Source organism: Comamonas testosteroni, from assembly GCF_000761245.1.
GTDB classification, from domain to species: Bacteria; Pseudomonadota; Gammaproteobacteria; order Burkholderiales; family Burkholderiaceae_C; genus Comamonas; species Comamonas testosteroni_C.
In genome coordinates this window covers 85,602-103,813 of record NZ_AWOR01000012.1, presented here as the reverse complement: position 1 = coordinate 103,813, position 18,212 = coordinate 85,602, and the positions used below count along the sequence as shown (strand labels likewise).

General features: G+C 64.0%; 17 protein-coding genes and 1 riboswitch. Of the genes, 6 read left to right on the top strand and 11 right to left on the bottom strand.

What is annotated here, in order from left to right; genetic code table 11:
- Positions 1-15: 15 nt before the first annotated feature.
- A protein-coding gene (prfB, locus tag P353_RS04605; RefSeq protein ID WP_100086375.1) for a peptide chain release factor 2 occupies positions 16-1,120 on the bottom strand; the annotation gives its coding sequence in 2 pieces (ribosomal slippage) (positions 16-1,038 and positions 1,040-1,120; 1,104 coding nt in all).
- A 297-nt stretch (positions 1,121-1,417) separates the two neighbouring features.
- Here prfB and P353_RS04600 point away from each other — a divergent pair.
- Complete coding sequence (locus P353_RS04600) at positions 1,418-3,196, top strand: methyl-accepting chemotaxis protein (RefSeq protein WP_034365952.1); 1,779 nt, start codon at positions 1,418-1,420, stop codon at positions 3,194-3,196.
- A 258-nt stretch (positions 3,197-3,454) separates the two neighbouring features.
- On the opposite strand, the gene P353_RS04595 is transcribed toward P353_RS04600, so the two are convergent.
- From P353_RS04595 to P353_RS04565, 7 genes are all read right to left on the bottom strand, one after another.
- Positions 3,455-4,729 carry an acyl-CoA dehydrogenase family protein gene (locus P353_RS04595; protein WP_034365950.1) on the bottom strand — a complete coding sequence of 425 codons (1,275 nt, stop codon included), beginning with the start codon at positions 4,727-4,729 and terminating at the stop codon, positions 3,455-3,457.
- A gap of 51 nt (positions 4,730-4,780) precedes the next feature.
- Entirely contained in the window at positions 4,781-5,866 is a 1,086-nt protein-coding gene (locus P353_RS04590) for a phosphotransferase (protein WP_034365947.1), read from the bottom strand.
- 262 nt (positions 5,867-6,128) lie between these two features.
- Complete coding sequence (locus tag P353_RS04585) at positions 6,129-6,848, bottom strand: Crp/Fnr family transcriptional regulator (RefSeq protein ID WP_034349335.1); 720 nt, start codon at positions 6,846-6,848, stop codon at positions 6,129-6,131.
- A gap of 339 nt (positions 6,849-7,187) precedes the next feature.
- Positions 7,188-8,129 (bottom strand): thiamine phosphate synthase, encoded by a 942-nt coding sequence (gene thiE / locus P353_RS04580; RefSeq protein WP_034365944.1) that lies wholly within the window; start codon positions 8,127-8,129, stop codon positions 7,188-7,190.
- Between the two features lie 10 nt (positions 8,130-8,139).
- Entirely contained in the window at positions 8,140-8,943 is an 804-nt protein-coding gene (locus P353_RS04575) for a thiazole synthase (protein WP_034365942.1), read from the bottom strand.
- Between the two features lie 159 nt (positions 8,944-9,102).
- Positions 9,103-9,300 (bottom strand): sulfur carrier protein ThiS, encoded by a 198-nt coding sequence (gene thiS / locus P353_RS04570; RefSeq protein WP_034365940.1) that lies wholly within the window; start codon positions 9,298-9,300, stop codon positions 9,103-9,105.
- Positions 9,301-9,406: 106 nt separating this feature from the next.
- Positions 9,407-10,513, bottom strand: a complete 1,107-nt coding sequence (locus P353_RS04565; protein WP_080750421.1) for an FAD-dependent oxidoreductase — start codon at positions 10,511-10,513, stop codon at positions 9,407-9,409.
- 63 nt (positions 10,514-10,576) lie between these two features.
- Positions 10,577-10,738, bottom strand: a riboswitch (TPP riboswitch).
- Positions 10,739-10,803: 65 nt separating this feature from the next.
- Between P353_RS04565 and thiD the strand changes: the two genes are divergently transcribed.
- Complete coding sequence (gene thiD / locus P353_RS04560) at positions 10,804-11,676, top strand: bifunctional hydroxymethylpyrimidine kinase/phosphomethylpyrimidine kinase (RefSeq protein WP_034365936.1); 873 nt, start codon at positions 10,804-10,806, stop codon at positions 11,674-11,676.
- Positions 11,677-11,755: 79 nt separating this feature from the next.
- Here the strand turns inward: thiD and P353_RS04555 are convergent, their stop codons facing one another.
- Positions 11,756-12,229: an SH3 domain-containing protein gene (locus P353_RS04555; RefSeq protein ID WP_003077863.1), complete on the bottom strand. Its 474-nt coding sequence runs from the start codon at positions 12,227-12,229 to the stop codon at positions 11,756-11,758.
- Between the two features lie 123 nt (positions 12,230-12,352).
- Between P353_RS04555 and P353_RS04550 the strand changes: the two genes are divergently transcribed.
- On the top strand, positions 12,353-13,117 hold the full coding sequence (locus P353_RS04550; protein WP_034365933.1) for an ankyrin repeat domain-containing protein: 765 nt from the start codon (positions 12,353-12,355) through the stop codon (positions 13,115-13,117).
- Positions 13,118-13,183: 66 nt separating this feature from the next.
- Here the strand turns inward: P353_RS04550 and P353_RS04545 are convergent, their stop codons facing one another.
- Complete coding sequence (locus tag P353_RS04545) at positions 13,184-14,476, bottom strand: purine-cytosine permease family protein (protein WP_034365930.1); 1,293 nt, start codon at positions 14,474-14,476, stop codon at positions 13,184-13,186.
- 416 nt (positions 14,477-14,892) lie between these two features.
- Between P353_RS04545 and P353_RS04535 the strand changes: the two genes are divergently transcribed.
- Genes P353_RS04535 through P353_RS04525 form a run of 3 tightly spaced genes read left to right on the top strand, consistent with a single transcriptional unit; the run spans position 14,893 to position 17,309 of the window.
- Positions 14,893-15,789: a hypothetical protein gene (locus tag P353_RS04535; protein WP_034365925.1), complete on the top strand. Its 897-nt coding sequence runs from the start codon at positions 14,893-14,895 to the stop codon at positions 15,787-15,789.
- A gap of 39 nt (positions 15,790-15,828) precedes the next feature.
- Positions 15,829-16,416: a sigma-70 family RNA polymerase sigma factor gene (locus P353_RS04530; RefSeq protein ID WP_034365922.1), complete on the top strand. Its 588-nt coding sequence runs from the start codon at positions 15,829-15,831 to the stop codon at positions 16,414-16,416.
- Entirely contained in the window at positions 16,413-17,309 is an 897-nt protein-coding gene (locus P353_RS04525; protein WP_034365919.1) for a hypothetical protein, read from the top strand. The genes P353_RS04530 and P353_RS04525 overlap by 4 nt, the downstream gene beginning before the upstream one ends.
- Before the next feature lie 75 nt (positions 17,310-17,384).
- Here P353_RS04525 and P353_RS04520 read toward each other — a convergent pair whose 3' ends face one another.
- A complete protein-coding gene (locus P353_RS04520) occupies positions 17,385-18,176 on the bottom strand; it encodes a peptidylprolyl isomerase (protein WP_420093360.1) in 792 nt (263 codons plus the stop codon).
- Positions 18,177-18,212: the final 36 nt, after the last annotated feature.

The window sequence follows — 18,212 nt, the reverse complement described above, 5'->3', positions numbered from 1 at the left end:
GATTCCTTTCTAGGATCAGAGGCCTTGCTTGAGCGAGGCTTCGATAAACACATCCAGATCGCCGTCCAGCACCTTCTGGGTGGCCGAGACTTCGACGTTGGTGCGCAAGTCCTTGATGCGGCTGTTGTCCAGCACATAGGAGCGGATCTGGTGACCCCAGCCCACATCGGTCTTGGTGTCCTCGAGCTTTTGCTGTTCTTCCATGCGCTTGCGCATCTCGAAGTCGTACAGCCTGGAGCGCAGGCGCTGCCATGCCACGTCACGGTTGCTATGCTGCGAGCGACCGTCCTGGCACTGCACCACGATGCCCGTGGGGATGTGGGTCAGGCGCACGGCAGAGTCGGTCTTGTTGATGTGCTGACCACCCGCGCCGGAAGCGCGATAGGTGTCCGTACGCACGTCGGACGGATTGATGTTGATCTCGATGGAGTCATCGATCTCGGGGTAGACGAATAGCGAGGAAAAGCTGGTGTGACGGCCGCCCGAGCTGTCGAAGGGCGACTTGCGCACCAGGCGGTGCACGCCGGTTTCGGTGCGCAGCAGGCCATAGGCATACTCGCCTTCGACCTTGATGGTTGCGCTCTTGATGCCGGCTACGTCGCCCGGAGTCTCTTCTTCCACGGTGGCCTTGAAGCCCTTGCGTTCGGCGTACTTCAGGTACTGGCGCAGCAGCATGCTGGCCCAGTCGCAGGCTTCGGTGCCGCCGGCGCCGGCCTGGATGTCGATGAAGCAGTTGAGCGGATCGGCTTCGCCGCCGAACATGCGGCGGAACTCGAGCTCCTCGATCAGCGGCTTGAGCTTGGCGGTTTCGGCTTCGATGGTTTCAAGGCCGGCATCATCGCCTTCTTCCTTGCTCATCTCGAACAGCTCGGAGTTGTCGGCCAGCTCGGTGGTGAGCTTCTCCAGAGTCAGCACGACAGAGTCGAGCGACTTCTTTTCCTTGCCCAGCTCCTGTGCCTTCTTGGGGTCGTTCCAGACGGCAGGGTCTTCCAGCGAGGCGTTTACCGTGCGCAGGCGTTCGTACTTGGCATCGTAGTCAAAGATACCTCCGGAGATCTGCCGTGCGCTCGGCCAGATCTTGGAGGGTGTTGCCGATAGAGTTGACGCGTTCTGCTTCCATGGTGAATCCGTTTGTTCTTGCTGATAAATAAGGGCTGATTTTCTCATGCCGGACGGCCGTAAGGATGCAATGGCCTTCGACAGGGTTTTTGAGTGCTTCATCAGGGTGTCTTTTTGAGCCCAGCTATGCCCCTGATGCCCCCATCGGTTTTATTCATGGATGCCGTTACTCGAAGTAACAAATACTGCATAGAATTCGCAGGCGCGCGCAGTGTGTACGCGCTTTTCAGGCTGTTTCCCCTATCCCCCATCTCGCAGGTGCCAGACCTTGCAGGTCGCCCAGGCGCCCAATTCCCCCATGAACTTCTTTCGCAACCTCAAGCTGGCTAACAAGCTGCTGGTGTCTTTTGTGCTGATCCTGCTGATCAGTGCGGTATCGGGCCTGTACGGCCTGGTCCAGATGGAGCGTGTCAATGCCACGGCCACCGATCTGGCGCGCCAGTGGCTGCCGGCGGCCCGAAACCTGCAGGACATGCGTTACCAGCTGCAGCGCTATCGCTCGCAGACCATGCAGCATGTGATGGCCCAGTCGTCCGAGGAAATGGCGGTCTATGACAAGAGCATGCCCAAGCTCTGGGACGAGCTGGTCCAGAACCAGCAGTCGTATGCCAAGTACGTGAGAACCGACAAGGAACGAGCCATGCTGGCAGAAATCGGCGAGGAGCTCAAGGCCTATGCCGTGCAGACGGCCAAGGTGGTGGATCTGTCGCACCAGCTGCTCAACGATGACGCCAGCGAAATCTTGCGCGGCGACTCTCTCAAGATCAGCCGCAGCATCAACACACGTCTGGATGCGCTCAGCGAGATCAACCATCAGGCAACCGAGGAAACCAACCAGGCCGGCGACGACCTGTATGCCGCTGCCCGCTGGTGGGTGATGGCGCTGCTGCTGGGCTCCATCGTCATCGGCGTGGCGCTGGCGGTGCTGATCGCACGCTCCATCTCGCGTCCTTTGCAGTCGGCCGTTCAACTGGCGCAGTCCGTGGCTGCTGGCGATCTGAGTGCCAGCATCACCGTGCAAAGCCGTGATGAGGTGGGCCAGCTGCTGCAGGCGCTCAGGGACATGAACACAAGCTTGCAGCGCATCGTGGGTCAGGTGCGCCAGGGCACGGACTCGATTGCCTCGGCCAGCAGCCAGATTGCCAGCGGCAACCAGGATCTGTCCTCGCGCACCGAAGAGCAGGCCAGCTCGCTGGAACAAACGGCAGCCTCCATGGAGGAGCTGACGGCCACCGTGCAGCAGAACGCCGGCAATGCCCAACAGGCCAATCAGATGGCCTCTGCCGCGTCTCAGGTAGCCGTGCGCGGTGGTGCCACGGTGGCCCAGGTGGTGCAGACCATGTCGGCCATCAACGAGTCCTCGCGCAAGATCGTGGACATCATCGGCGTGATCGACTCCATCGCCTTCCAGACCAATATTCTGGCCCTCAACGCGGCGGTGGAAGCGGCCCGTGCGGGCGACCAAGGCCGTGGCTTTGCCGTGGTGGCCTCCGAAGTGCGCACCCTGGCCCAGCGCTCGGCCGAGGCGGCCAAGCAGATCAAGCAGCTGATCGACGACTCCGTGAGCAAGGTGCAGGAAGGCAGCACCCAGGTCGATGAGGCCGGCAAGACCATGGAAGAGATCGTGATGAGCGTGCGCCGCGTCACCGACATCATGGGCGAGATCTCGGTGGCCAGCCACCAGCAGACATCGGGCATCGAGCAGGTCACACAGGCCGTGACGCAGATGGATCAGATGACCCAGCAGAACGCGGCTCTGGTGGAGGAGGCCGCAGCGGCGACCGACGCGCTGCGCGGCCAGGCCGCTGCGCTGGCCGAGACGGTGAGCTTCTTCAAGCTTGCCGCCCAGTCCGGCCTGCAGGCCGCGCCGGCCCTGGCGCCAGCCACGTTCAAGCCCGCGCCTGCCAGGGCCGCCATCAAGGTCTCGGCTCCGGTCAGGGCCCAGTCGACTGCGCTCAAGCGCCCCGCAATGTCGGCTGCGGGCAAGCATCCGGTGCTGAGCCCGGCGAAAAGCGCAGCAGCGCCCCAGCCGCAAAAGGCCGCGACGGCAGACGATGGCGAGTGGGAGAGTTTCTAAGCCCGGTACGGGCGCGCGGTGCCGGGCCCGGTGCCGCTAGCCATGATGCTATTGATTGGGAAGCGCTTATCGCTTGTATTCATTGAATTTCAATATGTTTTGTATCTGAAATCGTTTTATATAGGGCGTTATAAGCTTCTTTTTTAATAGTAGATAATAAATCTGCCTTCGAAGCAAAAACACCCCGCAGCCGTGGCTGACGGGGTGTTTTTGTTTCCGGGCAGCAGCAGCGGCGCGATGTGCTACCGCTGACCCACATCAGCCGCCGCGCGTGATGGGCACTTCGGCGTTCTTGCCGTAGCTGCCGTATTTGCCCAGCTCCCACTTGGCAATCGCGTTGCGGTGCACCTCGTCGGGGCCGTCGGCAAAGCGCAGCGTGCGTGCTGCGGCATAGGCATAGGCCAGCGGGAAGTCATCGCACATGCCGCCGCCGCCATGCACCTGCATGGCCCAGTCGATGACCTGACAGGCCATGCTGGGGGCCACGACCTTGATCATTGCGATCTCGGTCCTGGCCACCTTGTTGCCGGCCACGTCCATCAGCCAGGCGGCCTTGAGCGTGAGCAGGCGCGCCATGTCGATCTTGCAGCGCGCTTCGGCAATGCGCTCCTGCGTCACGGTCTGCTGGGCCACGCTCTTGCCGAAGGCCACGCGGCTGCTGGCGCGCTTGCACATCAGCTCCAACGCACGCTCGGCTAGGCCGATCAGGCGCATGCAGTGGTGAATGCGGCCCGGGCCGAGGCGGCCCTGGGCGATCTCGAAGCCGCGCCCTTCGCCCAGCAAGATATTGCCGACGGGAACGCGCACGTTCTCGAAATACATCTCCATATGGCCGTGGGGTGCATCGTCATAGCCCATCACATTCAGCGGACGCGCGATGCGGATGCCCTTGGCATCGGCCGGGATGATGATCATGCTCTGCTGCGAATGCTTGGCCGCTTCCGGGTCGGTCTTGCCCATGGTGATGAAGACCTGGCAGCGAGGATCGCCTGCACCCGAGATCCACCACTTGTGGCCGTTGATCACGTATTCGTCGCCCTGGCGCTCGATACGGGTGCAGATATTGGTGGCGTCGGAGGAGGCGACTTCGGGCTCGGTCATGGCGAAGGCCGAGCGGATCTTGCCTTCCAGCAGGGGTTTGAGCCAGCGCTGCTTGAGCTCGGCACTGCCGTAGCGGGCAATGGTCTCCATATTGCCGGTATCCGGCGCGGAGCAGTTGAAGACTTCGGAAGCCCATGGCACGCGGCCCATGATCTCGGCCAGCGGTGCGTATTCCTGATTGGTTAGGCCCGCGCCGTGGTAGCCCGAGGCTTCGGCGCTGTCCACGGGCAGGAACAGATTCCACAGGCCCGCGGCCTGGGCCTTGGGCTTGAGCTTTTCAATGGTTTGCAGCGGCGTCCAGCGCTTGCCGGCGGCCGTGTTGGCCTGCATCTCCTCGGCATATTCTTTTTCTGCCGGGTAGATGTGTTCGTCCATGAACTTGAGCAGGCGTTGCTGCAGGTCCTTGGTTTTGGGCGAGTAGTCGAAGTCCATGAGTGCTCCTTTTGTTGTGGGACGGTCTGATTGCGTGGTGGTGGATGAAAGTCAGGCGCGCTGAGCGAAGGACCAGGCCAGCTCGGCCATGGGGCGGGCGGTGTCGCCCGAGGCCTTGGCCTGGGCGCTGGAGGCCGTGCCGGCCTCGACACGCTTGGCAATGCCTTGCAGGATGGCCGCGATGCGGAACATGTTGTAGGCCAGGTAGAAGTTCCAGTCGCGCTGCAGCGTGGCCACATCGGCAATGCCGGTGCGCTGGCAGTAGCGCTGCATGTAATCGTGCTCGGCAGGGATGCCCAGGCCTGCGATGTCCAGGCCCGCAATGCCGCGGCCCAGCTCGGCCGGGATATGCCAGCTCATGCAGTGGTAGCTGAAGTCGGCCAGCGGGTGGCCCAGCGTGGACAGCTCCCAGTCCAGCACGGCAATCACGCGCGGCTCGGTGGGGTGGAACATCAGGTTGTCCAGGCGGTAGTCGCCATGCACGATGGAGACACGTCCCTCGTCGCGTGCACTGGCCGGCATATGGGCGGGAAGCCACTCCATCAGCCGGTCCATCTCGGGGATGGGCTGGGTCACGGAGGCCACATACTGCTTGCTCCAGCGGCCGATCTGGCGCTCGAAGTAATTGCCGCTCTTGCCGTAGTCGGCCAGGCCGCGTTCGGCAAACTTCACGCTGTGCAGAGCTGCGATCACGCGGTTCATCTCGTCGTAGATCTGGCCGCGCTCGGCGGGCGTCATGCCGGGCAGGGACTGGTCCCAGAGCACGCGGCCTTCCATGAACTCCATGATGTAGAAAGCGCGGCCGATGACGGATTCATCCTCGCAAAGCGCATACATATGCGGCACGGGCACATCGGTGCCGGCCAGGCCCTTCATGACGCGGTACTCGCGCTCGATCGCATGGGCCGAAGGCAGCAGCTTGGCCACAGGGCCGGGCTTGGCGCGCATCACATAGCTTTTGCCGGGCGTGATCAGCTTGTAGGTGGGGTTGGACTGGCCGCCCTTGAACATCTCCACCTGCAGCGGACCTTCAAAGCCCTGGACATGCCGGCCCATCCAGTCGGTCATGGCATCGATATCAAACGCATGCTGATCGGAAACCGCGCGGGTGCCGACGAAATGCTCATAAGTGCTCATACTGTCTCAGTCCTGTGTTCGATTTGTGATGGGCAAGGCGCAGCCCGCCGCACCACACCAGAGGTGCGGCAAGCGAATGCGTGAAATGGGGGAGCTGCCGCAGAACGCGGCGAAGATGCAAGAAAGCGTGAACGCTGAGGGCGGCCAAAGCTAGCCGCCTCGAAAACAGGCACAGCCCAAGAGTGAGACATCAAGCAAGGGCCGCCCCGCAGCGAAGATGTCGTCCCCCCTTGGGGGGAAGCCGCAAAGCGGCCCAGGGGGGTTAATGGTCGGTGTCTGCAATGCGCAGCAGCGTCACCCGGTCGCGCACGATGAGGCCACCCGGCTCGATGCGAATGACTTCCTCGCGCTCCATGGACTTGAGTTCCTGGTTCACACGCTGGCGCGAGGCGCCCAGCAATTGCGCCAGCTCTTCCTGCGCCAGATGCAGGCCGATGCGGATCTCGTTGCTGTCCGACAGACTCATCACGCCATAGCTGCGCGTCAGGTGCAGCAGCTGCTTGGCCAGGCGCGCTCGCAGCGGCAAGGTGTTGAGGTCTTCCACCAGACCGTAGAGCTGACGTACTCGGCGTGCGTTGAGGCGCAAGATCGCTTCGGAAAACTCCACATGCTCTGCCAGAATGCGCTTGAAGTCCGCCTTGGATACGCACAGCAGCGTGGTCTCGCCATGTGCATAGGCGTCGTGCGTGCGCTTGTCGCCATCCAGAATCGCGACATCCCCGAACCAGATGCCCGGCTCCACGTAGGTCAGCGTGATCTGCTTGCCGGTGATGGAGGTGGAGCTGACTCGCACCGCGCCACGTGCACAGGCAATCCACTCCTCGGGCGGTTCGCCGCGAGCGCAGATGAGCATGCCATCTTTGTATCGTTTGACGTAAGCGCATCGAAGAATGTCGTGCCGCAAAGAGGGCGAAAGGGATGAAAACCAGCGACCAGAGTTGATCGCCTCACGTTCTTCCATACTAAGAATTGGCTCGTCCATGTTCTGTCTTATGCGTGACTGGTAACCGCCCCATTGTCGCGTGTGGGACCGGCTGTGCCGCAACTGCGGGACTCAGGGTTGTCACCTGTGTGTCCGCTTTTACCGCGAAGAGGGCTTGCGCCAATCAAGAAAACCCAGTGGCCATGCGGCCTGCGCAGCGGCGCTCCATAAAAAATGCCCGCTGGCTGCGGGCATTCGAGCTTGTTATTTCCGGTGTTTCCTGTGCCAGGCAGACCTGGCTCGGTTGGCGTCTTGAATCTCTCAATGAAAATAGCCGCCGGCGCCTGTGTATCAAGCGCTGGCGGCCATTGAATGGGAAGTCGATGCGCTTCGAGGCGCTCAAGCAGCAGCCTGCATGCGCTGCAGCAGATGCTGGGCGGCGGCTTCCGGATCGGGTGCATTGACCAGGGCGCGCACCACGGCAACCGAGCCCACGCCCGTGGCACGCACGGCGGGGAACAGGTCCTCGGAAATGCCGCCAATCGCCACCAGCGGGTACTGCTGCATCAGCCGCACATAGGCCGCCAGACGCGCCAGTCCTTGCGGAGCTGTCGCCATCTTCTTGAGCGTGGTGGGAAAGACCGCGCCCAGGGCGATATAGCTGGGCTGCACGGCATGGGCGCGCACCATCTCTGCGTAGCCATGGGTGGAGACGCCCAGGCGGGTGCCCGAGCTGCGGATGGTCTGCAGATCACGCTGGCCGATCACGTCCAGATCTTCCTGGCCCACATGGATGCCGTAGGCGCCTGCGTCCAGCGCGGCCTGCCAGTGGTCGTTGATGAACAGGCGTGCCTGCGTGCCCTTGACGGCTTCAACAGCGGCCTTGATCTCTTGTGCCACGGCGGCCTTGTCGCTGGACTTGAAACGCAGCTGCACCGTGGGCACACCCGCGCGGGCCATGCGGCCCACCCATTCGGCCGTAGGCAGCACTCCATACAGGCCCAGCTCGCGCGGGCAATGGGCAAAGGCGAGGGCCGGGTCCGCCTTGCCGAGACCGAAGTCGCGTGGGTCGTCGGGCCAGTGGGTGACATCGAATTGGTCGGTGCGCTCGCTTTGGCGCTGCCAGGCCTGGGCCAGGGTCTGCGCATCCACGGCAATAAAGCCCAGCTCGCTGCAGGCCTCAAGCGCAGCCAGATAGGCCGGGTCCTGGCGCAGCGCGGGCGGTACGGGCTGGGGCGTCAGCTCGACCGAGTTGGCATCGTGGTGCAGCTGGGCGCCAAAGTTGGCGCTGTGCTGGTGGATGATGGCTTGCGCAAGGGCCTTGATTTCAGCGGAGTCCATGGGACGGCCTTTATTCCTGATGCCAGAAAGGGGTGCCCAGCACGGGCGTGCTGGGCTGGGCGGCGTTCTGCTCGGCCATGGCACCTGCGCGCCAGGCGGCGTGACCGGCATTGACGGCATCGGAGAAGGCGCCGGCCATGGCCACGGGATCTTCGGACAGGGCCACGGCGGTGTTCAGCAGCACGGCGTCATAACCCCATTCCATCACCGTGCAGGCGTGGGATGGACGGCCCAGGCCGGCATCCACGATCAGCGGCACCTTCAGGCGCTCGCGCAGCATCTGCATGGCATAGGGGTTGACGGGGCCACGGCCCGTGCCGATGGGCGCAGCCCAGGGCATGACGGCCTGGCAGCCCACGTCGACGAGCTTCTGGCACAGCACCAGGTCGTAGGTGGTGTAGGGCAGGACCTGGAAGCCGTCCTTGATGAGGATGGAGGCTGCTTCCACCAGATTGAGCGTATCGGGCTGCAGCGTGTAGTCGTCACCGATCAGCTCCAGCTTGATCCAGGGGGTGTCGAAGACTTCGCGTGCCATCTGGGCTGTGGTCACGGCCTCCTGGATGGTCATGCAGCCTGCCGTGTTGGGCAGCACGGGCACATTGAGCTTGCGCAGCAGCTCCCAGAAGCTGGCACCGGTCTCGGCGGCATTGCTGCCCTGGCGGCGCAGCGAGGCCGTGACCATGGCGGGCCTGGCGCGCTCCACGGCGGCTTCGAGAATCGCCGGCGAGGGATAGCGCGAGGTGCCCAGCAGCAAGCGGCTTTCAAAACGCTGGCCGTAGAGAACCAGGGCGTCGTCGGTAGTTTTGGTATTCATGATTTATCTATATCTCCTGTCTTTGTACTGCAATGCGCGTGAGGCCCAATGAGCCTCAAACAGGCATGTGCCAAGTCAGTGACACCGAGCAAGAGCCGCCTCGCCGCGAGGGTGTCGTCCCCTGGGGGAAGGCGCGAAGCGACTCAGGGGGATTCATTTCTAGCCACCAGTCACCGGAGAGATGACTTCCATCCTGTCGCCCTCATTGAGCGGATGGTCGGCGTACTGCGTCTTGGGCACGAACACCGTGTTGACCGCCACGGCAAACGGGGGCCTGGCCTGCATCTGCGCCAGCGCATCGGCCACGGTGGCATGGGCTGGCAGCTCGGCGGCTTGCTGGTTGAGAGTGATCTTCATGGCATGGAAACGGAAAATAAAGCGGGAGCTAAGTTAAACCTCTGCACGGTGGTGCTTGCGTGCGCCGGGGGTGCAAGTGCTGTGCGCCAAAGTTCGGGCTCGCAGTTCAGCCGCGATGCACGACGACATCGAACTCGCGCGCCAGCGGCGAGTCGTTGTGGTCCACCAGCTCCAGCACCACGTCCAGCATGGCGGGCGAGATCATGAAGCCGTGACGGTAGAGGCCGTTGACTTCCATGACGCGCGGGGTCAGCAGGCGCACGGCGGGCAGATTATCGGGCAGGGTGGGGCGGCACTGGGTGGCGATCTCCACAATGCGGCCTTCGGCAAAGCCGGAGTGCACGGTATAGGCCGCGCTCAGCAGCTCCAGCGTGGAGCGCACGCTGGCCGGCGACATATCGTCGGACTCGATCTCGGTGGCGCCAATCACGAACAGATGATCTTCCTTGGGCGCGATATAGATGGGGTAGCGCGGATGGATCAGGCGTGTGGGGCGCTGCAGCGTGACTTCAGGCGCGTGGATGCGCACCACCTCGCCGCGAATGCCGCGCAGCTGCTTCCACTGGGTGCGTGCACCCAGGCCCCGGCAGTCGAACACGAAGTCGGGCTGGCCGCTGTCGCCATGGGTTTCGCCGGGGCGGAAGTCGCTGACCTCGCGCGGGCTCTCCCAGTGCAGCCGCACGCCCAGGGCGCTGAGCTTGTCGAGCAGCGCCGTCAGCAGCTGGCGGTTGTCGAGCTGGCCTTCGCCGGGCAGATAGACGGCCTGGTTGAAGCGCCCCTGCAGCGCGGGCTCGCAGTCGTGCAGCGCCGCGCCGGTCTTCTCCTGCATGGCCGGCAGGCTGGGGTTGATGCGGCGGTTTTTCTCCAGCAGACCGAAAAAGCGCGCCGCATCGCCCTGGTCCTGACGGTGCCAGAGGATCAGCGTGCCGTTTTGCTGCAGAAACACATGCTGCTCGAGCTGGGCTATCAGCTCGGGCCAGCGCCTGAGCCCATGCTGGCCCATGCGCACCACGCCAGGCTCGGTAATGGCCGACTCGGCCAGCGGCGCCAGCATGGCGGCCGCCACGCGCGCCGCAGCGCCATCGCCTTGCGGGCCGTGCGCGTCATAGAGGTCGATGGCGTGACCGCGCTGGGCCAGGGCCAGCGACAGCAGACGGCCCATGAGGCCGCCGCCGAGAATTGCGATCTTTGAAGAAGCTTGTAGCAATGACATGTGCAAATCGTTTTCCATCCGGACACAGGAACAGGGCCATGTGCAGGACAAAACGCGGCATGCCTTGCGGCTTGTGAAACTCCCCACGCCAGCATGACCTGGATCGGGTGCAGGGGGCACAGGGCACGGATGGTGCTCTGGTGCGCAGCCGGTGGCTGGCGCTGCCCCAGGGTGTTTCTCAGTCCACGCAGGCTGCTTGCCTGCGGGACACCCCTGTTTCGTCCGTTGGACATTACAGCACAACCGCAAACAGCACGCATTGACCATGCGCATGGGCGATAATTTTTACCATGACAGTGATTGCTTCATCCTCCATCTCCGGCGCCGCAAAAAAGCGCTATGCGCGCGTGCTCTCCATTGCCGGCTCGGACAGCGGCGGTGGTGCCGGCATCCAGGCCGACCTCAAGACCTGCGCGGCACTGGGCTGCTACGGCATGACGGCGATCACGGCCATCACCGTGCAGAACACGCTGGGCGTGACGGGTATTCACGGCATTCCGCTCGATACCGTGCGTGGCCAGATCGATGCAGTTGTGCAGGACATAGGCGTCGATGCCGTCAAGATCGGCATGCTGGCAACCCCCGATGTGGTGAGCGTGGTGGCGGATGCGATCCGTCGCCACCGGATCAGGAACGTGGTGCTGGATCCTGTGATGGTGGCCACCAGTGGCGATCGCCTGATCGTTCCCGAGACGGCACAGGCGCTGGTCAGCGAGCTGTTTCCGCTGGCGACGGTGATTACCCCCAATCTGGATGAAGCAGCTTTGCTGCTGGGTCGCAGCATCGACGGCATTGGAGCGCTGGATGCGGCCGTGGCCGATCTGCTGGCCATGGGGGCGCCGGCGGTGTTGCTCAAGGGCGGGCATCTGAGCGGCGATCTGGTCATGGATGTGCTGGGCCGGCAAGGCCAGCAGGCCGGCGACTATCTGCGCCTGCAGTCGCAGCGCATCATCACCCATAACGGTCACGGCACGGGTTGCACGCTGTCGTCGGCGATTGCATCTTTCCTGGCCCAGGGTCTGGCGCTGGAGGCGGCAGTGACTGAGGCGCGGCGCTATATTCTGGGCGCCATCGAAGCGGGCGCCGAGGTCTATACCGGCCAGGGTCACGGTCCGCTCAATCATGGCTATGCGCCGCGCGCGCAGCTGATCGTCGAAGGCTGATTTCCGGCTCCCACAAAAAAGGCCTGCTGCTGCAGGCCTTTGCTTTTTGGGGTGTTTTGGGGTGTGCTTGTTGCCGGGCTTACCAGCCCCAGACCAGATTCTTGGCTACCCAGCCGCTTTGGCCATTGCTGCGCTGGACCTGGGCCCAGCTGCCTTGCTTTTTCAGCGTCTGCAGCACCTCATGCTGCTCCAGCTTGCCTACCCGGTTGTGCTTCTGGCCGGGGCCGGAGCGCAGATTGGCCGTGCGTGCCGTCACCACCATATGTGGGCTCTTGCTGGTCAGCGGGGCGTGGACCCAGCCCAGCGTGGACTCATAGTCCTTCACGCGCAGCCACTGGCCCTTGCGCTGGGTGACTTGCAGCGGGTAGCCCTTGCTCAGTTCCCAGAGGGTCGCGGAGCGGGTGTTGGGCTGCTCGCGCACATTCACGGTCTTGCCCTTGATGCTGACAAATTCCTGGGCTTGTGCGAGGGCCGGCAGCAGGCCGGCGGTGAGCGCACCCAGCGCGATCAGGCTTGAAGTGGCGGCGGTGCGGATCCAGCGGTTACAAGGCACGGGGCAGATTCTCCTTTTATCGATTGAAAACAGGCTGTAACCCTCATCGGACTTGCGTGGCTAGCTATAGTTCCTGTAGAAAGCTGACAGGGGCTGAACGCCCGACAGCCATAAAGGAATGCCATGAACCAGCCAGCCAGCGCCCATGGGAGCGCCTCGTTGACCACCCGATTGACGCTTGCGATGACGGCTCTGGCCGCAGCGACGCTGCTGACCGCCTGCCAGAGTAGGGCGTCGGCGAATGCTCCGGCTGCAGAACCTGCCGCCGCTGTGGCAAAAGCCGGGGACCTGCAGATGCTGGGCCAGCAATTGCTGGCCGCTGCCGCGCAGGGCGATACCGTGGCGGTGCGCAATCTGCTGGCCGGCAACGCGCCTGTCGACGTGCAGGACGCCCGGGGCAATACCCCGCTGCTGCTGGCCACGGCGGCCAACCATATCGAGGTGGCGCGATCGCTGCTGATGCACGGCGCCAGCCCCAATATCCAGAACCAGATGCAAGACAGCGCCTATCTTCTGGCCGGTGCGCAGGGCCGGCTGGAGATTGTGCGCATGACGATTTCCTACGGCGCCGATCTCAAGAGCACCAACCGCTATGGCGGCACGGCCCTGATTCCGGCCTGCGAGCGCGGCCATCTGGAAACGGCCCAGGCGCTGATCGCCGCCGGTGTGAATGTGAACCATGTCAACCGGCTGGGCTGGACCTGCCTGATGGAAGCCGTGGTGCTCAGCGACGGCGGGCCGCGCCATCAGGCCATCATCCAGGCCTTGATCGACGCGAAAGCGGATCTGAATCTGCCCGACAAGGATGGGGTGACGGCCCTGGCCCATGCACGCCAGCGCGGGCAGCAGGCCGTGGTGCAACTGTTGCAGGCGGCGGGCGCCAGGTAGAAGATAAGGAAGAAGGCTGAAACGCCCTTTTGGAGGGTGTTGGTTGCTATTGAATTCGATTCTTGCTCAGGCGGCAACGGAGCGCGGCTGCAGCTGGCGTGTGGCCAGAGCCACCACAAAAGTCAGCGCCAGCGTGGGCAGGGCCGAGCCCAGGGCCGTGCTGACATAGGGCAGCAGGTGGTAGAAGGCAATGCCCAGCACCCAGATGGCCACGGCATCCCAGCGCACGGCGGGCGCTTTTTGCATCAGCTGCACGGCATCGGTGCCAAAGGCCAGGCGACCCAGCATCACGCCGAACAGCGGCACAAAGCAGGAGCTGAGCAGCAGCAGAAACGGCTCCAGACTGTGCATGGGCAGCACCATGGCCAGTGCCGTGCACAGGGACGCGATCAGCAGGCCCCAGTGGCGAATGCTCCAGCCCGGTTGCAGGCTGTGGGCCGACATGGCGCCCGAGTACGCATCGCCATAGGCGTTGTCCACCTCGTCGATCAGAATCAGCGACAGGGCAATCAGCCCGCCCTGGGCCAGCAGCAGGGCCGTGACCAGGTCTTCGCTGGGCAGTGTCAGGGCCACCAGCACGCCCAGGGAGTAGCACCAGATATTGGCCAGGGCAAAGCCGGTCCAGGCACCCGTCAGCGCGGACTTGCCGCTTTTGCCGTGGCGCGCATAGTCGGCCACCAGCGGCAGCCAGCTGATGGGCATGGCGATCACCAGATCGACGGCGCCCAGCATGCTCATGCCGCCTGCCCCTTCGCGGGCCAGCAAGGTCCCGAGGCCGGTGGCGCCCGCCATTTTCAGGAATTGCCAGCTCAGCCACAGCAGCGAGGCAATCACCAGCGGCAAGGCCACGCGCGAGATGATGCGGCGCACCAGCATGGTCATGGAGCCGCTCATCAGCAGCAGGATCACGCCACCCCAGAGCAACGTGGCCAGCCAGGGCCAGTAGGCAGCGCCCATGATGCCGCTTTGCTTGCCCAGCGCCACGGTGGCGTCGCGCATCACCACCAGCTCGAAACTACCCCAGCCCAGCAGCTGGATGATGTTGAGCACGATAGGCAGCCGTGCGAAATGGCGGCCGTAGACGCTGTGCATCAGCCCGGCGCTGGACAGGCCGCTGTCGCAGCCCAGCTTGCCTACCCAGCCCAGCAGACCTGCGCCGATCAGCGATCCTATGCCGATCGCGATCAGCGCATGCAGCGGGCTGAGCGCGGGCAGCAGATAGGCCCCCATCTGCATGACCAGCAGGCCCACGCCCAGGCTGAACCACAGCGAGGCATGGTCGCGCCAGGCAAAGACGCGCTCCTGCGCCGTCACCGGGGCCAGGGCCCGATTGGCCGATATGGAAGAAGATGAATTCATGAATGCTCCGCCAGAAAAACGAAGCAGGGGCCGCATGGTTTGCGCGGCAGGCCAGCAAAGACATGGCCAGTCGCGGCATGACACCTTGAACAGCTTCCCTGCGCGAGGATGATCTCGGGCAAGCGGTCTTCAGGACACCGCTTGCGCAATCAGGTTCAAAGGGACTCTCTCAGCCCTGACCGGTCATGGTCAGGACACCCCCAGCATGGCTGCCTGCCTTGGGCTGCAGCGAGCGCGATTGTGCCAGACATGCCGGGCCGGGGCAGGGCTGCGGCGCGAAGCGGTGTTGCAGATGGTGTTGCAAATGCTTGCAAATTGGAGGGCCGGTCTTGACCCCGTCAGCTCTGCTGCTGCGTTTCAGCCTCCGACAAGTTTGTTTCACGCCGCTGTGGCTGTACTTTGAGGAGGCCTTGTCCATGTTGTCTGTCCGTATCGATCCCCCGGTTCCTGGTTTCTTGCTGTCGCGCGGCCGTTTGCTGCGCGCTTCTTTGCTCTGCGCTGCCGCGATGGTGGCCGCTGCGCCGGCGTCGGCCTGGACGCGCGGCAACCACAAGCTGGCCCAGGTCAGCATCGTCGAACGCGCCACGGGGCGGGTACTGCCCCAGTACAGCCACGAGGGGGAGCTGTGGGTGGTGGGCCGCCCCGGTGCCAACTATGCGGTGCGCATCCGCAACCTCGAGAGCCGCCGCATCATGGCCGTTATCAGCGTCGACGGGGTCAACGCCATCAACGGCCGCACGGCGAGCTCCCGCGCCGAAGGCGGCTATGTGCTGGATGCGGGCGACAGCTATGACGTGAGGGGCTGGCGCAAGAGCAATGACAACGTGGCTGCGTTCTATTTCTCCGAAAGCGATATGTCCTATGCCGCCAGAACAGGCCGGCCGCAGGATGTGGGTGTGATCGGGGTTGCGCTGTACCGTGAAAAGCTCCCCGAGCCTGCCGCCTACCAGGGGCCGCTCCATGAGCCGCAAGCGCAGGCCAGTGCCTCGGCGGCTGAATCTGCAGCGGCGGATGTCGCCGTGCCGCAGGCCGCCAGCAAGAGCCGCAGCGCCGAGCGCCGTGCGCCACAGGCCTCGCCGGCCCCCTCGCTGGGCACGGGCCATGGCGCGGTGGAGCGCTCGCAAGTCACCCAGGTGGACTTCGAGGCCGATACCGACCAGCCCCGGCAGATGGTGCGCATCCGTTACGACAGCTATGCCAATCTGGTCGCCAGAGGCGTGATTCGCGAGCCTCGTCCACGGCCGTCCCTGCCGCGCGCCCCCAATCCTTTTCCCGGGGACAACGGCTTTGTGCCGGACCCGCCCCGCAACTGAGTTGGTTGCGCTGTCGCCGGAGTTTGCATAATCGCGGGCATGCTTGCACCGCCGCTTGCCCAACCCCAACCCGCCGATGAAGCCCTGATGTGCAGCTATGCCGCAGGGCAGGCCACGGCGTTCGAGACGCTTTATGCCCGGCACAGCCTGCGTATGTGGCGCTATTTCTATCGCAACACGGGCGATGCGGCGCTGGCCGACGATCTGGCGCAAGACCTCTGGTTTGCCGTGGTGGACAGCGCCTGCCGCTATGAGGTGCGCAGCAGGTTCACGACCTGGCTGTTCACCATGGCGCATCACCGGCTCGTAGACCACTGGCGCAGGCAGCGGCCGGGCATCAGCCTGTCGGCAGACACGCAAGAGTCCATGCGGCTGGCCGAAAGCCTGTTTGCGGCCTCGGGCTTCGAGCCCGAGCAGCAGCTCGATCGCCAACTCATGGCACAGGCCATTCTGGCAGCGCTGGCCCGGCTCCCGGCCGAGCAGCGCGAGTGCTTTTTGCTGCAGGTCGAGGCTGATCTGACACTGGCCGAAATTGCCCAGACCACCGGCGTTGCCGAGGAAACGGCTAAGAGTCGCTTGCGCTATGCGCGTGCCAAACTGCGCGCCGCGCTGGAGGAGCTGGCATGAATATGCACCCTGAAACCCCGTCCAGCGACGACAAGCCCGATGCGCTGCGCGAGCTCTACCACGAAGCCGTGGCAGAGGACCGTGGCCCCAGTGCGCAAAGCAGCGCCGCTGTTCTGGATCGCGCGCGCCAGCGCGCGGCAGGCGTGGGGCAGCAGTCCTCGGAGCCGATGGACAAGCCTGCCGCCAACGACCGCTTCTGGCAGCGCCATGCGCTGGGCGGACTGGCGGCCGTCGGACTGGTGGGCTGGCTGATGCTGCAGCATGGTGCCTGGTGGAGCGGGCCGGACGCCGGATCCGGCTCCAGCTCCAGCTCCGAAGTCGTGGCCGAGCCTGCCCAGCCTGCGGATATCGACCCGGCTGCACAGGCGTCTGCACAGGCGTCTGCACCGGCGCCTGCAATCGCTTCTGCTCCGGCGGTTGCAGATGCCAGCGCAGCCCGTTCGGCTCAGCTGGCTGAGAAATCCAGGCAGAGCCGGGCTCCAGCAAAGGCGCAGCAGGCGCCGCATACCCAGGATGTGCAGGCGTCGGCCCCCGCGCCGCAATCCGAGGCTGCGCAGGCCTCCAGCGCGGCAGCGCCTGCAAGCAGAGCACCGGCAGCCAAGGCGCTTTCCCGGAGCACGGACGCTGCGCAGCCTGTTGCCCCGGCGGCCGATGCCCCGGCGGCCGATGCGATGGCACCACAAAACTCTCGTTTGTCTGCGCAATTGCCGCTGTGTCCCTTGCAGACCGAGGAAGAGGCCCGTCGGCAAGCCGCAACAGAGGGGGCGGATAAGGGCTCGGGCACGGCACGCGAATCCCCGCATTGCCGTCCACGAAAGCCCGAGCAATTGCCGCCAGTCAAGTCTGAGTCTGGTCAAGATGCTGCGGAAGATGTAGCAACACCGCAGCGATGAGACAAAAAAAGCCCGCTTGACGCGGGCTTGGGTGATGGTCTGGCCAGTCCTTTTCAGGTCTGGCGTAAGAGCATGTTACTGGATTTTTGCGCTTTTGCGCAGCTGATCCTGGAATTGCTGCAGCTTTTGCTGTTGCAGCTGCTGAGTGATCTGGGGCTTGACGTCCTCGAACTTGGGCATTTCAGCCTGGCGCTCGTCATCCATGCGGATGATGTGCCAGCCAAACTGGCTCTTGACGGGGGCGTCGGTCATCTCGCCCTTCTTGAGCTTGATCAGTGCTTCGGTGAACTCGGGCACGTAGTTGTTGGGGTTGGCCCAGTCCAGGTCGCCGCCGCGGGCACCCGATCCGGGGTCCTTGGACTCCTTCTTGGCGATGTCTTCGAACTTCTTGCCGGCCTTCACTTCGGCGATGATGGCCTTGGCGCGGTCTTCGGATTCCACGAGGATGTGGCTGGCCTTGTATTCCTTGCCACCATTGGCCTCGACGAACTTGTCGTATTCGGCCTTGGCTTCGGCATCGGTCACGGGGTTCTTCTTCTGGAAGTCTTCGAACAGTGCACGGATCAGCACGGTCTGGCGGGCCATGTCCATCTGTTGCTTGTAGGCCTCGGAAGCTGCCAGACCGCGGCGGTTGGCTTCCTGCATGAAGACTTCACGGGCGATGACCTCGTCCTTGATCATCTTGTCCATCTCAGGGGCCACGGGCTGGCCGCTGGCTTCGATCTGTGCCTTCAGGGCGTTGACGCGGGCCAGGGGCACGGCCTTGCCATTGACGATGGCCACATTCTGGGCCGAGGCGGACAGGGCGGCTGCGCCCAGAACAGCGGCGGCCACGATACGGGCCAGTTGCTTTTGTTTCATGCTCATTCGAGTTGAGATTGAGAAAAGTAAGTGAAGTTCAGT

Coding starts and splice junctions, on each gene's coding strand:
- P353_RS04590 (WP_034365947.1), bottom strand. CDS start 5,866: ATGAGCACTTATGAGCATTTCGTCGGCACCCGCGCGGTTTCCGATCAG.
- thiE (WP_034365944.1), bottom strand. CDS start 8,129: ATGGACTCCGCTGAAATCAAGGCCCTTGCGCAAGCCATCATCCACCAG.
- P353_RS04530 (WP_034365922.1), top strand. CDS start 15,829: ATGCTTGCACCGCCGCTTGCCCAACCCCAACCCGCCGATGAAGCCCTG.
- P353_RS04600 (WP_034365952.1), top strand. CDS start 1,418: ATGAACTTCTTTCGCAACCTCAAGCTGGCTAACAAGCTGCTGGTGTCT.
- P353_RS04575 (WP_034365942.1), bottom strand. CDS start 8,943: ATGAATACCAAAACTACCGACGACGCCCTGGTTCTCTACGGCCAGCGT.
- P353_RS04520 (WP_420093360.1), bottom strand. CDS start 18,176: ATGAGCATGAAACAAAAGCAACTGGCCCGTATCGTGGCCGCCGCTGTT.
- thiD (WP_034365936.1), top strand. CDS start 10,804: ATGACAGTGATTGCTTCATCCTCCATCTCCGGCGCCGCAAAAAAGCGC.
- P353_RS04565 (WP_080750421.1), bottom strand. CDS start 10,513: ATGTCATTGCTACAAGCTTCTTCAAAGATCGCAATTCTCGGCGGCGGC.
- P353_RS04535 (WP_034365925.1), top strand. CDS start 14,893: ATGTTGTCTGTCCGTATCGATCCCCCGGTTCCTGGTTTCTTGCTGTCG.
- P353_RS04545 (WP_034365930.1), bottom strand. CDS start 14,476: ATGAATTCATCTTCTTCCATATCGGCCAATCGGGCCCTGGCCCCGGTG.
- P353_RS04525 (WP_034365919.1), top strand. CDS start 16,413: ATGAATATGCACCCTGAAACCCCGTCCAGCGACGACAAGCCCGATGCG.
- P353_RS04550 (WP_034365933.1), top strand. CDS start 12,353: ATGAACCAGCCAGCCAGCGCCCATGGGAGCGCCTCGTTGACCACCCGA.
- P353_RS04585 (WP_034349335.1), bottom strand. CDS start 6,848: ATGGACGAGCCAATTCTTAGTATGGAAGAACGTGAGGCGATCAACTCT.
- P353_RS04595 (WP_034365950.1), bottom strand. CDS start 4,729: ATGGACTTCGACTACTCGCCCAAAACCAAGGACCTGCAGCAACGCCTG.
- thiS (WP_034365940.1), bottom strand. CDS start 9,300: ATGAAGATCACTCTCAACCAGCAAGCCGCCGAGCTGCCAGCCCATGCC.